General features: G+C 72.5%; 14 protein-coding genes. 7 read left to right on the top strand and 7 right to left on the bottom strand.

The genetic code is table 11. The features are described 5' to 3' along the window. Nucleotides 1-68: 68 nt before the first annotated feature. Nucleotides 69-1,052 (top strand): DUF5937 family protein, encoded by a 984-nt coding sequence (locus OG897_RS38445; protein WP_266664715.1) that lies wholly within the window; start codon nt 69-71, stop codon nt 1,050-1,052. 18 nt (nt 1,053-1,070) lie between these two features. On the opposite strand, the gene OG897_RS38450 is transcribed toward OG897_RS38445, so the two are convergent. The 4 genes from OG897_RS38450 to OG897_RS38465 all read right to left on the bottom strand — a co-directional run bounded on the left by OG897_RS38450 (nt 1,071) and on the right by OG897_RS38465 (nt 3,905). Beyond that, entirely contained in the window at nt 1,071-1,337 is a 267-nt protein-coding gene (locus OG897_RS38450; protein ID WP_266664717.1) for a hypothetical protein, read from the bottom strand. Nucleotides 1,338-1,516: 179 nt separating this feature from the next. Continuing rightward, nucleotides 1,517-1,906 (bottom strand): hypothetical protein, encoded by a 390-nt coding sequence (locus tag OG897_RS38455; RefSeq protein ID WP_266664719.1) that lies wholly within the window; start codon nt 1,904-1,906, stop codon nt 1,517-1,519. A 920-nt stretch (nt 1,907-2,826) separates the two neighbouring features. Then, nucleotides 2,827-3,072, bottom strand: coding sequence for a DUF397 domain-containing protein (locus tag OG897_RS38460; RefSeq protein ID WP_266664721.1), 246 nt, complete (start codon nt 3,070-3,072; stop codon nt 2,827-2,829). Beyond that, nucleotides 3,069-3,905 carry a helix-turn-helix transcriptional regulator gene (locus OG897_RS38465; protein WP_266665037.1) on the bottom strand — a complete coding sequence of 279 codons (837 nt, stop codon included), beginning with the start codon at nt 3,903-3,905 and terminating at the stop codon, nt 3,069-3,071. The genes OG897_RS38460 and OG897_RS38465 overlap by 4 nt, the downstream gene beginning before the upstream one ends. Before the next feature lie 146 nt (nt 3,906-4,051). On the opposite strand from OG897_RS38465, the gene OG897_RS38470 reads away from it, so the two are divergent. Then, nucleotides 4,052-4,492, top strand: a complete 441-nt coding sequence (locus OG897_RS38470; protein ID WP_266664723.1) for a hypothetical protein — start codon at nt 4,052-4,054, stop codon at nt 4,490-4,492. A gap of 138 nt (nt 4,493-4,630) precedes the next feature. Next, nucleotides 4,631-5,632 (top strand): hypothetical protein, encoded by a 1,002-nt coding sequence (locus OG897_RS38475; RefSeq protein ID WP_266664724.1) that lies wholly within the window; start codon nt 4,631-4,633, stop codon nt 5,630-5,632. A 183-nt stretch (nt 5,633-5,815) separates the two neighbouring features. Here OG897_RS38475 and OG897_RS38480 read toward each other — a convergent pair whose 3' ends face one another. The 3 genes from OG897_RS38480 to OG897_RS38490 all read right to left on the bottom strand — a co-directional run bounded on the left by OG897_RS38480 (nt 5,816) and on the right by OG897_RS38490 (nt 10,989). Further along, on the bottom strand, nt 5,816-6,331 hold the full coding sequence (locus OG897_RS38480; RefSeq protein WP_266664726.1) for a hypothetical protein: 516 nt from the start codon (nt 6,329-6,331) through the stop codon (nt 5,816-5,818). Nucleotides 6,332-6,469: 138 nt separating this feature from the next. After that, nucleotides 6,470-8,905, bottom strand: a complete 2,436-nt coding sequence (locus OG897_RS38485) for a protein kinase (protein WP_266664728.1) — start codon at nt 8,903-8,905, stop codon at nt 6,470-6,472. A gap of 74 nt (nt 8,906-8,979) precedes the next feature. Then, the gene (locus tag OG897_RS38490) at nt 8,980-10,989 is read right to left on the bottom strand and encodes a serine/threonine-protein kinase (RefSeq protein ID WP_266664730.1); all 2,010 of its coding nucleotides are present in this window, start codon (nt 10,987-10,989) and stop codon (nt 8,980-8,982) included. Between the two features lie 228 nt (nt 10,990-11,217). Here OG897_RS38490 and OG897_RS38495 point away from each other — a divergent pair, with 228 nt between their 5' ends. From OG897_RS38495 to OG897_RS38510, 4 genes are all read left to right on the top strand, one after another. Next, nucleotides 11,218-11,811, top strand: a complete 594-nt coding sequence (locus tag OG897_RS38495) for a DJ-1/PfpI family protein (protein ID WP_266664731.1) — start codon at nt 11,218-11,220, stop codon at nt 11,809-11,811. Then, the gene (locus OG897_RS38500; protein ID WP_266664732.1) at nt 11,808-12,293 is read left to right on the top strand and encodes a MarR family winged helix-turn-helix transcriptional regulator; all 486 of its coding nucleotides are present in this window, start codon (nt 11,808-11,810) and stop codon (nt 12,291-12,293) included. The genes OG897_RS38495 and OG897_RS38500 overlap by 4 nt, the downstream gene beginning before the upstream one ends. 87 nt (nt 12,294-12,380) lie before the next feature. Next, entirely contained in the window at nt 12,381-14,462 is a 2,082-nt protein-coding gene (locus OG897_RS38505; RefSeq protein ID WP_323188163.1) for a serine/threonine-protein kinase, read from the top strand. Between the two features lie 654 nt (nt 14,463-15,116). Further along, entirely contained in the window at nt 15,117-16,478 is a 1,362-nt protein-coding gene (locus OG897_RS38510; protein ID WP_266664733.1) for an aspartate aminotransferase family protein, read from the top strand. The last annotated feature ends 205 nt before the right edge of the window (nt 16,479-16,683 follow it).

Here is a 16,683-nt window from a genome sequence, read left to right on the forward strand (position 1 = left end):
GGAGAATCCACGGGGAATCCGCAGGGAACCCACGGAGATCGAGGCGCATCGAGGCGGGGGGGCCGGCCGTGCTGGAGCTGGAGTTCGCCGTCGCGGATGTCGCGCGTACGAGATTCGCGGTGTCCCCGCTGTGGGAGGCGGTGGCGAGCGTCCGGGTCGTCCGGGACGCCGCGGCGCACCAGGTCCACCTGCCGTGGGTGAGGCAGGTGCGCGACCGGCTGGACGGGGCGCGGGCGGGCTGGCGGATGCTGTCCGACCTGGCCGGTTCCGGAACGGGGTGTGTGCTGCCCTCGTTCCTGAGCCCGCCGCCCTGTGTCCCGCTGCCCGGGCTGGACCTGGAGCTGGCCGCTCTGCGCGCCGTACCGGCCGAGGCTGTCCGCCGCGACCTGGCGGAACTGCCGCGGACCGCGACGACGGAGATGCTGCGGAGTGACCCGCACCGTGGACTCATCGAGCTGGCGGACGCCGTCGAGGTGTACTGGGACCTGGCCCTCGCGCCGTACTGGCCCCGGGTGCGGACCCTGCTCGAAGCCGACATCGCCTACCGGGCCCGGCGGTTGGCGGAGGGCGGTGCCAGTCGGCTGTTCGACGATCTGGACCCGCTGATCACCTGGTCGGGGGAGAGGCTGCGGGTGGGGCGCCGCCACGACACCCGTACCCGGTCGCTGGGCGGGCAGGGGCTGTTGCTGATGCCGTCGGCCTTCGCGTGGCCGCACGTGATCTCCAAGGTCTCCCCGGACTGGCAGCCGGCCGTACGGTATCCACCGCGCGGGGTGGGCACGCTGTGGGAGTGCCGGGGCGCGGCGGCGCCCGAGGCGCTGGCCGCGCTGATCGGCCGTTCCCGGGCCCTGGTCCTGGCGGCACTGGAGTCGCCGACCTCCACCACCGCGCTGGCCGAGCGCACCGGCCTGTCCGGGGGCGGGGTGTCCCAGCACCTGAGCGTGCTGAAGTCCGCCGGCCTGGTCGAGCCGTACCGGACGGGCCGCTTCGTTCTCTACGCCCGCACGGCCACCGCGGAGACCCTGCTGGCGGGACTCGCGGGCAGCGTGTGAGGGCGCACGGTGTTCCGGTCAGCCTTCGACGAGGCGGTCGTCGATGTGGGCTGCGTGGAAGGGGCCCGGGCGGGCCGTGGTCGCGCGCACGGGTGTGCCGCGCTGCCTTTCCCACAATTCGGCGTGCCGGTCCGGGGCAGACGGCTCTGCCGGATCACCGGCCGCGCCCCTTCCGATCGGGACGACGCTGTCCGGCCGGAGGGCCGCCGCGAATCCCTCCTCTTCGAGGGCTGCCCGGCAGCTCGGCGACCGCTGTCGTGACGACGGGATCGCGGCGGTGTTCACGCTTCTTCCACCCCGACCCCAAGGACAGCGACGACGTATCCGGCCGCTCCACGGAGGCATCGTGACCGACCACCACGCTCATCTGCTCGCCGCCGTCGTCGCGCTGGGCGGTGAGCTGGAGCTCCCAGCTTCCTGTAACAGGCGCTTCAGGGGCGCGGTCGTCCCGGAAGGCTGCGCGGTCAGCGCCGGCCGCCGCCGATGCGGCGGTCGTCGGCCAGCCCGGTGAGCGGGCCGAACTCGGAGACAAGCTCGTTCCACGTCAGAACCTCGCCACAGCGGGCCGGGAACTCCTTCGGGTTGAACTCGGGCAGGGTCCAGGTGCCAGTGCCCCGGTCCCGCAGCCACAGGTCTCCGTCACCGTCGACCACGGTCGGCGGGACCGGTACGGGCTCGGCCTGATCGGTGGGCCCCCAGGTGACCCGGCCCGGGTGGGAGACGCGGCGCAGCTCGGTGGTGGCCAGCCGCGCGGTCAAGTCACGGGTGGACTCTTCGGCGTCCTTGACCGACGCGAGTCGGAATGCGTCGTCAAGTACGGGCAGGGCTGGATTCTTGCTGCGCTTTGAACTCATACGTGACTACCTCCGGTGGGGGGCGTCACATCCGTTATGGCACCCCGTAGAGGAACACGGTATCCGAGGCGGGAGCCGGGCCGACTATGAACACTGCCCAGGTGGAGGCGCCCAGGGAGACGCCCCTCGCTCCCCTCCTGCCCTCGGACGGCACCCCCCGCCCCTCTCCGCTCCCGCCTAGCCCCCTTGGGCGGCGCCACCACCCCTTCCCCTTCCCTCGCCTCCCTGAACGCCGGGACCTCCGCCCAGCCCGTCCACCTCCGCCTCCGCCCAGCCCCTCCGCCTCCGCCTCCGCCTCCGTCCAGCTCCTCCACCTCCGCCTCGCCCCCTCCACCTCCGCCAGCCCCCTTGGGCTCCGCTTCCGCCTAGCCCCGTTGGGCTTCGACCCCGCCTCGCCCCCTTGGGCTCCGCCCCTCCGCTTCCCCAGCCTCCTTGGGCGGCGGGGCTTCCGCCTCGCCTCCTTGGGCGGCGGGGCCGCCCCCCGGGGGCGGGACGGGCGGGCAAGGGGGCGGCCCCTCTCGCTCCGGGCCCGCCCCGGTGCCGCCTGCTGTTACCTCCGCCATCAGGTGCGCCGCACCCCGGTGCGCCTGCGGCGGGCCGCCCCTCCCCACCCCTTCACCTAAACTCGCGAGGCTTGGGGGTTCGGATGTGCGGGTGCGTTGGGGCTGGGCGCGCAGTTCCCCGCGCCCCTGAGGGCGTGCTCCGCAGCCCCAGCAAGCAGGGAGCACCCGCGCGGCGGAGCCGCATGGCAGTACAGTCCCGAGCCCCTAACGGGGGGGGCAGCCCCAGCAGGAAGAGCAACCCACCAAGCCCCGCAGGGCTGAGGCGAAGGGCTGGGGCGAAACTGCCTCGGTGCCGGTATCGGGGGCGTTATGGACAAGGCCCGCCCCCGCCCCCAAGTGCCCCGGCGAGCGTGTGCCTCAGCGCGCCTCGGCGGCGGGCAGGAACGCGTCCCAACTGGCGCTGGAAACAGTGAGGATGGGGCTTCCATCGCCCAGCTTGGAGTCGCGCACGTGGACGGTGCGCGAGCAGGCGGAGACCTCGACGCACTGGCCGCCGCCGTCGTCGCTGTACGAGGACTTGTGCCAGTCGTAGGCCACTTCGATGCACTCGCCGCCAGCGCTGCTGCTGTAGCTCGACTTGAACCACCGGGGGGTCTTGCTCATCTCTGCTCTCCCGCCAACTGCTCGATGAGGCCCAGCGATTCACGAGGGCCCATGGCCTGTGACCGGATCTTCGCATACCGCTGGAAGTAGAGGCTCACCTTTACGGGGTCCTCGATCAGGATGCTCTCGTCCTGAACTTCCAGGTATACAAGGCGATCGTTGCTGAGTGTCTCGATGACGGTCAGGTTTCCACGGTCCCCTGCGTTCTCCCCGTACAGGCCGCAGTCTTGCGCGAGTACTTGGAGCGTGACATTGCGCCTTCGGGCGCAGGCGGCGAGATGTAGCAGTTGATCGCGCATGATCTCAGTACTTCCGATGGCGCGGGTCAGTACGGCTTCCTCGATGACCAGCTCGATGAGGGCCGTAGGTTCCCGGTCCAAAAGAGACCGGCGCTCCAGGCGGGCTTGGACCAGTTCTTCCACTCGCGGCTCGGAGAGCTGTGGGAAGCCGCCGCCGATCAGAGCCCGCGCGTACGCCTCCGTCTGGAAGAGGCCATGGACAGTCTGCATCGAGTAGAGGAACAGTGTCGCCGCCCGTGCCTCCAAGTCCGCGAAGTCCTGGAAGAGCGGTGGGAACTTCTCCCTCCGCACCGCCTTCCGAGACTCCTCGAAGAAGCCCGATCCCTCCCCGAGTACCTCCTCCAGCCGCACCAGCATCTGATCACTCGGCGGCTGCGCACACGTTTCCATCGCGCTCACCGCCGCCCCGGTGAATCCCAGCTCCTGCCCGAGCCGTTCCTGCGACCAGCCCCTCTGTTTCCGGATGGTCAGGACCATCCGTGCTACCAGTCGTGCCGCCGGACCTGCCGTTTCCTTGTTCTCCGTACGCGCCATCGCGTTCACCAATTCACTCTAAACTGGCCTCAACCAGCCTCAACCAGTCCCCGCCGAATTCAACCCGCGACAACGGAAGTTGGCCTTGCTCAACGGTCCGCCGAAGCCTATGGAAAACGTAAACCCGGCCCCGACAAGCTGTCAGTGTGGATACGCAAACTCATGAAGTAAACATCGACTGGATTCCCGATTCCGGCGTCCAACTCCGCAAAGCAGGCGTGCAATTCGATGCCGTACGCATCGAAGGCGACGCGGGCCGGAGGGTGGCCGAGCTGCTGGAGGAGCTGACGGGCGGCGACCCCGGGCCGATCGTCGCTGAGGTCAGGGGCGTGCGCTCCGTGTACTTCCTGGTCGGGGCCGGAAGTACGGCGTACAGAGCATGGCCGGACGGGGTGACCGTGCTCAACTCCGGCCCGAACAAGGTGAGTTTCATCCCCGTGCCCGCACTCAACGGAGGAACCTGGCCCCTGGAGTGGTGGTGTCCGCCGAGTTCGGCCGGGCGGCGCGTGCATCTGGGGCTGCTCGCGGGGGCGGCGGACGCGGTGCTGGGGCGGACGTCAGAGGAATCCGGGCCCTCACTCGAATGAGTGGGAAAGGCCAACCCGGCTTGCGTGCCGGGCAGTTGATGGTCGCGTAATGGTCATCAACACATCAGCACATCGACATAAGTCGGCCCCGCGGTGTTCTCAGCACCCGGGGCCCGGCACCAGGAGGATGCAACTCCGATGCAGATTCACCGTACCTCCCCCACGCGCGCCTTCACCATCTTCAGCAATCAATTGCTTCGAGATTGCTCGATCTCCTGGTGCGCGGCAGGCGTACTGATGTACCTCGTCAGCCTCCCCGAAGAAGCCCGCGCGTCCGTCCGCACGCTCGCGGCAAAGCGCACGGAGGGCCGGGCCAGGATCGCCTCCGCCCTGCGTGAGCTGGAGAAAGCCCGGTATCTGCGGCGCGAGGTGCGCAAGGACCCCGAGTCGGGTCGGTTCCGGACCGTCTACGTCGTCTTCGACCACCCGTACGAAGAGCGAGACGAGAAGCCTGTCGAGCCCGCTCCCGAGAATGAACCCGAAAGTGGCTGGAAGCTGGCCTCCGGTGAACGAGCGGCTCGCGGAACGGGCCCGAAACCCTTGGTTTCCAGTACCTCTCCGAAAGAACCTCCCTCCCTGCCGGAGGCGGAGGCGGAGGCGGGCGCGGGCACGGGGGAGGGGCCGGACGGCCCCGCCGTAACTACCGGCCGCGCCGCCCGCTTCCTGCACGGCCTCGGCCGCACAGTGCCCACCCTGTCGCTCGGCGCGGCGGAGGCGCTGAAGCTGGCGCCGCTGGTGGAGGTGTGGTGGGAGCGGGGTGCCAGTGACGCCGTACTGGCGAAGGCGCTGACGGCGGGCCTGCCCCAGGAGGTGCACTCCGCCCCGAAGCTCCTCGCCGACCGGTTGCGGCGCAAGTGCCCGCCGGTTCCACCTGCCCCGCCGGAACCGCTGCTGCGGCACGCGTGCGAGGGGTGCGGGGCGCGACTGCCTGCGGCGGGCCGGTGCGCGGCGTGCGTACGGGCGGCGGCGCGGGACAGCCAGGCGCGGGACAGCGGGGAGCGGGACAGCCGGGAGCCGGTGCCCGTCGCCGAGGGCGTGCTCGGGTTCATGGAGTCGGCGAAGTGGGGCGCGGCGGCGGCTCGGGCCGCGATGCGGGGGCTGGGCGGGACAGCACCGACGCCGCCCCTCGCGACGGCGTAGCGGGCCCGGGACCCGTACGCCCAAGGGCTTCCGGCCCGGTCCGGGCCGTTGGAATCACGTAGCGGAGACCGGAGCTGTACGCCGACATGCCGCTGGTGCGGACCATCCGGCTGCCGTGAGGTGAGGTGGTGGGGCGCCTCGGATCTCGCGCCCCACCACCCCGCCTCGGCCGGGCCCACCGGCTCACTCGCCGCGCCGACGGCGCCAGTAGCCGTACGTCAGGATCAGCAGCAGCGGGCCCCACAGGTTGAACAGGCCGCTCATCGTCATCGCGAGCGGTCGCCAGCCGTCCGCGAACGGGAACTCGCCCGGGCGGCCGAGGGCCACGGTCAGCCCCCAGTCCACGAGGTTGGCCGTCAGGAGCAGGCCGCCGAGCGCGGCCGGGACGATCGCCGCCCACGGGTGGATACGGCGTCCGCCGAGGCGGGGCACCCAGGACGGGACCACCTCCCCCCACCTGCGCACCAGGCCGAAGCCGAGCAGGGCGAACGCCTCCGAGAGGAGGCTCAGCCCGAAGACGTACAGGATCATCCACCAGGCCCAGGGCGGCTGTTCCTGCGTGTGGCCCATGGGGAAGCCGAACGCGAACGGCAGCCGCCAGAGGCAGACCGGGAGCGCGACGAGCGGAATGGCGTGGGCGACGCGCTCGGCCCAGCGGGGGACCGGGCGGGCGGTGGCGGGGGCGTGGACCGTGTGCATGGGGCCAGCCTCGCCCCGGTCAAGGGGGAGGTGGATCATGCCTGTTGACGATCCGGCTCCGCCGGGCGGGGGAGCAGGACCGTCGTCGCGTCCACCCGGGCGTCCACCCGGGCGTCCACCCGGGCGTCCACCCGGGCGTCAGCCCGTGCGACGGTACGAGGCGGGTTCGGTGTCGCTGCTCGCGCCGGCCTGGGTGATGATCAGCTGCGCGCCGCGCAGTTCGAGGAGTTCGGTGCTGGAGTCGCCGCTCTTGCAGTGCTCCTTCGGCTCGCTCGCGGTGACCACGCTGGGGGCGAGGCGCAGCGTGCTAGCGCCGTTCGTGCCCACGTCGACCAGGGAACTCTCCCACTCGCAGTGGTAGTTGTCGCCGTCGCCGGTCGTCTTCATCACGACCTCGCCGTAGGTGCCCTGGCTGATCTTCAGCACCGTGTTGTGGGTCGCGCCGTCCTCGCTCTTGAACGTGCGCTTCCAGGTGGCGATCAGCGGGGCCGGTACGGCTTCCTTCGCCATGGGCGGGACCTTGCGGAGCACAGCGGTGGTGGTGCCGTCGCCGTCCGTCCAGACGATGGTTCCGTCGGGGCGCAGGCGCAGGGTCTGTTTGCCGGAAGGGGAGCAGTCGTCCGGTTCGGGGAGGGACTTCACCACGCGCTTGGTGTCGACCTCCAGGAGGTTCCCGGCCGAGATCAGCGTGGAGACGCCCTCGCAGAGCTGCTTGTCGGCGGAGTTGACGGTGTCGATGACCTCTTCGCCCTCGGCGCCCTGTTTGATGGTGAAGCGGCGCAGGGCGTCCACGGTGCCGTCGGACTTCTTGACCTCGCCCTGCCAGATGCCCAGGTATCCGGCGGGAACCGCCCCGGCGACGGACCCGGTTCCGCTCCCGGCTCCGGTGGCGGAGGGGGCGGCGGTCGGGGAGACCGCATCCGTGCCCTGTCCGCCCGCGACGGGCGGGGTCGGCTTGGGCGTGGCCTTGGCCGCGCCGCCGCCCTGCTGTCCCTTGCTGTTGCTCTTGCCCTCGTCCTTCGTCTTGAACGCGTTCACGGCGACGAGCGTGCCCCCGCCTCCGAGGGCGAGCACGGCGACGACACTGACCGCGACGATCAGACCCCTGCGCGGCTTACGGGGCTTGGGCGCGCCAGGCGCGCCAGGTGTGCTGGATGTGCTGGGTGTACCCGGTGCGCCACCCCCGGCGACGGGCCCGAACCCGGGCGGCGGCGTGGCCCCACCGGGCGGCGTGCTCCCGTACCCACCAAGCGGCGTGGTGCCTCCGGGGGGCGTGCCGCCGTACCCGGCCCCGGGCGGCGGACCGAACCCCGGCGGCGGCGCGGAGGCCGACGGCGTGGTCGGCGTCGGCACGGGCCCGAACCCCGGCGGAGGCGTGGGAAGCGCGGCATTCTCCGCCTGCTCCGCTTCCCCCGCCCCTTCGAGCGGCGGGGCTGCCGCCTCCGAAGGAGCCCCGCTCCCGGGGACCCCACCCGCCTGCCCTCCGGGCAACGGTGTCGGCGGCCCCGCAGGCATCGCCGGTACGGGCCCCACGCTCCCGGGCACCGGCGTCGGCGCCCCCATGGGCATGGGCGGCACCGGGGCAGCCGCACCGAACCCCACCGCCCCCGGCAAGGGAGTCGGCGGGCCCACCGGCATCGGCGGCTGCGCCATCGCCGCCGGAGTCTCCGCGTCCAGCAACTGCGCCGCGTGACGACCCAGGTGGGCGATCAGCCCCGCCGGAAGCCACGGCTCGGACTCCCCGGAGTCCGGCACCGCGTCAGCGGTCCGCTCCGCCACCTCCGCAGGGGTCGGCCGCGCCCCCGGCTCCTTCGCCAGGCAGTCCCGTACGAGAGAGGACAACCCCTCCGGCAGCCCCGCCAGATCCGGCTCCTCCTGCGCGATGCGGAACATCACCCCGTGCATCCCGCTCTCGCCGCCCCCGAAGGGAGCCCGGGCCGTCGCCGCGAACGCCAGCACCGAACCCAGGCAGAAGACGTCGCTCGCCGCCGTCAGCGACTCCCCCCGCACCTGCTCGGGCGACATGAACCCGGGGGATCCAACGACCGCGCCCGTCCGCGTGAGCTTGCCCGTGCCCGACACCGCGTCGAGCGCCCGCGCGATGCCGAAGTCGATGACGAGCGGTCCGTCGATGGTGACCAGGACGTTGCCCGGCTTCAGGTCGCGGTGGATGAGCCCGGCCCCGTGGATCGCCCCCAGCCCCTGCGCCAGCCGGTTCGCCAGCACGCGCACCGAACTCTCGGGCAGCGCCCGCCCGTTCCGCGCCACGGCCTCGTGCAGCGTCGGCCCGGGAACGTACCCCGTGGCGACCCACGGCTCCTTCGCCTCGGTGTCCGCGTCCAGCACGGGAGCGGTCCACTCGCCGCCCACCCGCCGCGCCGCCTCGACCTCCTGGGCGAACCGCCGCCGGAATTCCGGCTCCACCGCCAGTTCGGCCCGTACGAGCTTGACGGCGACCGTCCGCCCGCCCTCGGACCGGGCGAGGTACACCTGCCCCATCCCTCCCGCGCCGAGTTTGCTGAGCAGCCGGTACGGGCCGATGCGGGACGGGTCGGAGTTGGTGAGGGCTTCCATGGGCCGAGGATAGATTCCGGCTCACGGCGCGGCCCCGTCGAGCAAGTTGTTGTTACGGGAACGGAACTGACGGGTCATCGGTAGCGCACGTACTCCCCGGGCTCGCTGTCGGTCCCCATCGAGTAGTCCTGCAACATCTCCTTGCCCTCCCAACGGATGATGTGCAGGCTCCGCGACGTCAGGTCGGTGACGCACTGCGCGTCGGACTCGTCCGGGTTGAGCAGGGCAGGCCCGACGATCACCAGGTTCCCGACGCCGCCGACCGTCGCCGTCCGGATGCAGCGCACGTCCCCCTCCACTGGCTGCCCCTCGTCGCCCGTCCGGGGGTAGGACTCGTCGATCCGTACGAGAGGAGCCCCCACCGGTCCCTGCGTGACGGTCATGTTCGTCTGGTACCTGTCCTGCTCCTCGGGCGTCCGGTGCTTGGACGGGGCGTTCTTCCACTCCCCGACGAAGCGTGCCGGAACGGCCTCCGCGCCCGCCTTCGCCCGCTTCAGCGTGGCCGTCTCCGACCCCGACTTCCACTCCAGCAGATCGGCCGAACGCAGGGTCAGGGTCTGGCGGGCGGAGGGCTTGCACCGTTTCGCGGGCACGCTCGCGGTCACGTTGCTCTCGCCGAGCACCACCGCGTCGTCGCTCGCCTTCACCAGCACCGACCGCCCCATGCAGAGCCGGTCCGGGCCGACCATGACGTACGTCCCGGCCTTCTCCCCGGTCCGTCCCTGGCCGATCTCGACGCGCCGCGTCTCGCTCGGGTTGTCGTGCGTCCCCCGTACGACGCCCTCCCATGCGCCGAGGAACCCGGCGGGCACGATCCCGGCGCCCTGCGTGGTGCCGCCGCTGGGGGTGGGCGTGGGCGGGGGAGCGACGGGCTTCCCGGTGCCGCCCCCGGGTTTCGCCGACTTCTCGTCCCGGTCCCTCGCCTCGTACGCGGCGTACGCGCCGCCCGCCGCCAGGGCCAGCACCGTACAGACGGCGATGACGGCGCGGTGCCGTCGACGGGGACGTCCGGGAGCGGCCCCGGTGCCGGTGCCGCCGGTTTTGTCGGTCCCACCGGTCGACGGGGCGGCGCCCCCGGGCCCCTGCGTGGCCGCCCCCGCGACCTCCCGCGCGAAGGTGCCGCCCCCGCCCGGCTCCGCGCCCCCGCCCGGCTCCCCGCCCCGCGCGCTCGCTTCGAGCTCGAAGTCGAGGAGTTCGGCGTTGCGCTCACCGATCAGGGCCAGCACTCCGGCGGGCAGCCAGGGACCCGGCGGGGCCGACAGGTGGGCGGCGATCGACGCGGCGGATGGCCTGGCCGCCGGGTCCTTGCGCAGGCAGGCCCGTACGAGACCGGCCAGGTCGCCGGGGAGATCGTCAGGGCCCGGCAGCTCCGGCTCGTCGTTCGCGATCTTGAACATCACCGCGTGCGCGCCGCTCGCGCCGTCCCCGAAGGGCTGCACCCCGCTCGCCGCGTACGCGAGCAGCGACCCCAGGCAGAAGATGTCGGACGCCGTCCCGACCCGCTCCCCGCGCACCTGCTCCGGCGACATGAAACCGGGCGACCCGAGCAGCTCACCGGTCCCGGTGAGGGTCAGCACGCCCTCGCCGGTGACGGGGTCGAGCGCCCGCGCGATCCCGAAGTCGATGATCCTGGGCCCCTGCACGGCCAGCAGCACGTTGGACGGCTTGAGGTCCCGGTGCACGAGACCGCCCGCGTGGATGGCCTCCAGCGCCTGCGCGAGACCGTGCGCCAGCACGCGTACGGTGTCGACGGGCAGCGGCCCGAACTCCCGCCCCACGGCGTCCCGCAGCGACGGCCCCGGGATGTACGAGGTCGCCACCCACGGCACCTCGGCGTCCGTGTCGGCGTCGATGACGTCGGCCGTCCACTCCCCGCCCGCGCGCCGGGCCGCCGCCACTTCCCTGGCGAACCGCTCCCGGAACGCGGGCTGCCGCGCCAGCTCCGGCTGTACGAGCTTGACGGCGACGGTACGCCCCCCGCCGGACCGCGCGAGGTACACGCGACCCATGCCACCGGCCCCGAGGCGGGCGAGCAGTCGGAACTGTCCCACGTAGGCGGGGTCTTCGGCTCTCAACGCTTCCACGGCCGCATGATCCCACGAGGACACGGGGGCATTGGTGGGCCTCCCGTGGAGGGTGCGGGGGCCTGGGGGGCCACCACTGGGGCGGGGCGTGAGGGAGGGGGCTGGCGCGGGTATGCCGCGGCGTCGTACCTGCACGGGCATTGACAGCACGCTGTCATGTTGGCAGCATTCTGTCATCGGCCGGAGCAGTCAGCGGAGGCCGAGTCCCACGATCTCCAGGAGACGTCCATGTCCCGCAAGACCGTGCACCTCGCCGTCTATGACGCCTACGCCGACTGGGAGTCCGGCCACATCACCGCCGAACTCGCCGACCAGGGGTACGAGATCAAGACCGTCGCCCTCACCCCGGATCCCGTCACCACCAAGGGTGGCCTGCGCGTCCTCCCCGACCTCACCCTCGCGGACGTACGGCCCGAGGACAGTGCGGTCCTCATCCTCACCGGCGGTGAACTCTGGGACGAGGGCGATGATTTGGCGCCCTTCGCCGCAGCCGCCCGCGCCTTCCTCGGCGCCGGTGTGCCCGTCGCCGCCATCTGCGGGGCGACCGCCGGGCTGGCCCGCGAGGGCCTCCTCGACGACCGGCCGCACACCAGCAACGTGTCCTTCTACCTCGACGCCACCGGATACAAGGGCTCCGCCCACTACGTCGACACCGACGCCCTCACCGACGGCGACCTGATCACCGCCAACAGCACCCAGCCCGAGGCGTTCGCCCGCGAGATCCTGCGTCGCCTGGACGTGTTCCCGCCGGAGAAGCTGGACGCGTGGTACCGGCTGTTCCACGACTCCGACCCGACCGCGTTCGAGATCCTGGCCTCATGACGGACCCCGCCTTCATCCCTGAAGCATCCGAAGCGCCTGAATCGCCCACCCAGCAGCTCCTCACCCGGACCGCGCTCGGGGTGTTCCACCTCAACGGCCAGTTCATCGCCGTCTCCGACAGGATGGCCCGCGAGGTGGGCCTCACCGCCTCCTGGTGGCAGGTCCTGGGCGCGGTCAACCGCACCCCGGCCCCGGTCGCCTCGATCGCCCGCACCATGGGCATCACCCGCCAGAGCGTGCAGCGCATCGCGGACCTGATGGTCGAGCGGGGGCTCGCGGAGTACGCCGACAACCCGGCCCACCGCCGCGCCAAGCTCCTCCGCGCGACGCCCGACGGGGCGGACGCCATCCGCCGGCTCGATCCGGCCCACGCGGAGTTGGCCGACAGGCTCCGCCGCGAACTCGGCGAGAGCGCCTTCCTGGAGACCGTACGCACCCTCGAACGCCTCTCCGAAGCCATGCGGACGGTGACGGAACGGTAGCGATCGGCGGACTCTTTCGCCGTACGGCCGCACTATCCTCGGCCCATCGCTGTCGCATCGGGGGAGGGTGGTACAGCAGTCATGGCCATGGAGAAGCTGGGGCCCACGGACCCCGAACGCATCGGTGCCTACCGCCTGTTGGCGCGTCTCGGGGCGGGTGGCATGGGGCAGGTGTTCCTGGCCCGCTCCGACCGGGGGCGCACCGTCGCCGTCAAGCTCGTACGGCGTGAACTGGCCGAGCAGGAGGAGTTCCGCTCGCGCTTCCGGCAGGAGGTGCAGGCGGCCCGCCGGGTCGGCGGGCACTGGACCGCGCCCGTCCTCGACGCGGACACCGAGGCCGAGGTCCCCTGGGTCGCCACCGGTTACGTCGCGGGACCCACCCTCCAGCAGGTGGTGTCCGGCGGTCACGGTCCGCTGCCCGAGCGTTCGGTCCTGGTCCTGGCCGCCGGTCTCGCCCGCGCCCTGAAGGACATCCACGCGGCGGGGCTCATCCACCGCGACCTGAAGCCCTCCAACGTCCTGGTCACCATCGACGGCCCGCGCGTCATCGACTTCGGCATCGCGCGGGCGCTGGAGACCGTCACGGACAGCGGGCTGACCCGGACGGGCGCGCTGGTCGGCTCGCCCGGGTTCATGGCCCCCGAGCAGATCCGGGGCGACCGGGTCACGCCCGCCTGCGACGTCTTCTGTCTGGGTTCGGTCCTCGCGTACGCGGCGACCGGACGCCTCCCCTTCGGTACGTCGCACAGCGGGGTCCACGCGCTGATGTTCCGCATCGCGCAGGAGCCCCCGGACCTCACGGACGTACCGGAGTCCCTGCACGACCTGATCCGCGACTGTCTTCAGAAGGCGCCGGAGTCCCGCCCCGCTCTGGGCCGCGTCCTGTCGTGCACGGGTCCGGCGGCGTCGCCGGGGGAGCCGTGGCTCCCGGCGGCGCTGGTGGCCCAACTGGGTGCGCATGCGGTGCAGTTGCTGGACCTGGAGAACCCGACGACGAGCCTGCCTCCGGCGGGTGGGTGGACTCCGACGGTCGGGGCGGGGACGCCGGTTGTGGCTGTTCCGCCTGTTCCGCCTGTCCCGCAGGGGGGCGGGGCTCCGGGGGTGCCGGGCGCGCCCGGCGGCTCCGGTCAGCCGGGCGGTGCGGGCGGCTCCGGGGCTCCCGGTGAGTCGCTCGGTGGGCCGCTCGGTGGGCCGTCCGGTGGTGGCGTGCACTCGATGCCCACCATGATCGTCAACCACCAGCCGGGCGGGGCGCCTCCCGGCGGGTCAGGGGCGGGCGGCCCCGGCCGGGGCGGCGCAGGTCAGGCGGCCCCCGACGGGCCGCCCGCGCCCGGTGTCCCCGGAGCCATGCCCCCGCACGCCCCTTCCGGCCCGGCGGCGAGCCCGCCCGCGTCCCTTCCTGCGCTTCCGCCCACGCCCCCCGGTTCGTACGGATACGGGTACCCCAACGCCTCCGCCCCGTACGGCGGTTACGGCTATCCGCAGAGTGGCCACGACCCGTATGGCCACCCCACCCCGCCCGGCAGCTACGGCTACCCGCACCCCGGCGGCGCGCCCGCCCCCGGTCCGGCTCCTGTTCCGACCCGCAGCAGGCGGTCCACGGTCGTCCTGGTCCTCGTGGCGATCGTCGTCGCGCTCGCGGCGGGGGGTTCGGTGTACGCGTTCATGCGCGGCGGCAGCGACGAGAAGCCCCCGGCCGCCATCGGCACGGGCACCCCCAGCAACAACCCCTCCGCGCAGAGCTCCACTTCCCCCACCGCTCCGTCGAGCGGCACGGACACCACACCACCCCCCGCCTCGACCACGCCCCCCGCCTCCGCAGGCATCCCCTCCGGCTTCCTCGGGACGTGGCGCGGCACGGTGGGCGGCGACGCGGGCGTCAGTACCCGGGTCCTCACGCTCCGCCAGGGCGGCAGCGGCGAAACGGTCATGTCCCTCGTGGCCGAAGGCCCGTCGCCCACGGGTACGTACCGCTGCCTCTTCGAAGCGGAACTCGCCTCGGAGCCGTACCCGGACGGTCCCCTCCAGCTCGGCCCGTCCCGGGTCGTCACGGGTCCGGCCGCCTCGTGCTCGCCGGGCAGGGCATCCGAGGTCGTCCTCCTTCCGGACGGCCGCTTGCGCCGCACCACCCCCGACAACAAGTCCGTCACCTACACGAAGTCCGACTGAGCCCCAGCCCTCTGGGCGGCGGTCCGCTCGCCCAGCCCCCTCGGGCTCCGCTTTGCCTCGCCTCCTTGGGCGGCGAGGGCTTCCCCCTGCCTCCGCCCAGCCCCCTTGGGCTCCGCTTCCGCCCAGCCTCCTTGGGCTCCGCTTCCGCCCAGCCTCCTTGGGCTCCGCTTCCGCCCAGCCCCCTTGGGCTCCGCTTCCGCCTAGCCTCCTTGGGCTCCGCTTCCGCCCAGCCTCCTTGGGCTCCGCTTCCGCCTAGCCTCCTTGGGCGGCGGGGCCGCCCCCCGGGGGCGGGACGGGCGGGCAAGGGGGCGGCCCCCCTCGCTCCGGGCCCACCCCGGTGCCGCCCGCCGTTACCTCGCCCCATGGGTGCGCCGTACCCCGGTGCGCCTGCGGCGGGCCGCCCCTCCCCACCCCTTCACCTAAAGCGCTCGCCGCGCGGCTGTCCCGTACACGTGCGGGTGCGTCGTGGCTGGTCGCGCAGTTCCCCGCGCCCCTAACGGGGCACGTCCGAGCAAGCCTCAGCGGAGCCGCGCAGTGACACAGCCCCGCGCCCCTCAAGGGGCGGAACGGCCTCGACACCCTGCCGACCCCCGCGCCCCATCCCGTACAAGATGGTCATAGCCCCTCCCACCTGCGCCGATCTACCCTCCCCTCATGACCCCTCACTTCACCCCCGACCCGGCCAAGGGCGCAGCCGTCAAGGCCGCCGACCGGGCGCATGTGTTCCACTCCTGGTCCGCGCAGGGCCTGATCGACCCCTTGGCCGTCGCCGGTGCCGAGGGCTCGTACTTCTGGGACTACGAAGGCAACCGCTACCTCGACTTCACCAGCGGCCTCGTCTTCACCAACATCGGCTACCAGCACCCGAAGGTCGTCGCGGCGATCCAGGAGCAGGCCGCCAAGATGACCACCTTCGCGCCCGCGTTCGCCGTCGAGGCCCGCTCCGAGGCCGCCCGCCTCATCGCCTCCCGCACCCCCGGCGACCTCGACAAGATCTTCTTCACCAACGGCGGCGCCGAGGCCATCGAGAACGCCGTCCGCATGGCGCGCCTGCACACCGGCCGCCACAAGGTCCTCGCCGCCTACCGCTCGTACCACGGTGCGACGAACACCGCGATCAACCTCACCGGCGACCCCCGCCGCTGGGCCTCCGACAACGGCTCCTCGGGCACGGTCCACTTCTGGGCGCCGTTCCTCTACCGGTCCGCGTTCTACTCCGCGACCCAGGAGGAGGAGTGCGCCCGTGCACTCCAGCACCTGGAGGACACCATCGCGTTCGAGGGCCCGGCCGCCGTCGCCGCGATCGTCCTCGAATCCGTTCCGGGCACGGCCGGGATCATGACGCCGCCGCCCGGCTACCTCCAGGGCGTGCGCGAGATCTGCGACCGCTACGGCATCGTCTTCGTCCTCGACGAGGTCATGTCGGGCTTCGGGCGTACGGGCAGGTGGTTCGCGGCCGACCACTTCGACGTCGTACCGGACCTGATGACCTTCGCGAAGGGCGTCAACAGCGGTTACGTCCCGCTCGGCGGCGTCGCCATCTCCGGCAGGATCGCGGAGACCTTCGAGAAGCGCGCCTTCCCGGGCGGTCTGACGTACTCCGGTCACCCGCTCGCCTGCGCAGCCGCCGTCGCCACCCTCCAGGTGATGGAGGAGGAGAAGGTCGTCGAGAACGCCGCGCACATCGGCGCGAGCGTCATCGGACCTGGGCTCCGCGACCTCGCCGAGCGGCACCCGAGCATCGGTGAGGTGCGCGGCACGGGCATGTTCTGGGCGCTGGAACTGGTCAAGAACCGCGAGACCCGCGAGCCGCTCGTCCCGTACAACGCGACGGGCGCGGACGCCGCCCCCATGGCGGCCTTCGGCGCGGCCTGCAAGAAGAACGGCCTGTGGCCCTTCATCAACATGAACCGCACCCACGTCGTGCCGCCGTGCAACGTCACCGAGGCCGAGGCCAAGGAGGGCCTCGCGGCCCTCGACGAGGCGCTCACGGTCGCGGACGAGCACACCGCGTAGCCCCCGGCGGGGCGCGACGGGGCTTCGGGGCCCCGGCTGCGCAACTTCGTAACGGAATGTGATCTTCCCCCTTGTCCCGCTCCGAACGCCCCATAAGGTGTCCGGAGCGGACGAAGGGGGAGACACCATGCCCGCGAGCGGAGCCGGTGCGCAGGGCGCCGATACGCGCGGAGCCGATACGCGCGGAGCCGGTGCGCGTGGAACC

Origin of the sequence: Streptomyces sp. NBC_00237 (genome assembly GCF_026342435.1) — a bacterium.
GTDB lineage: Bacteria > Actinomycetota > Actinomycetes > Streptomycetales > Streptomycetaceae > Streptomyces.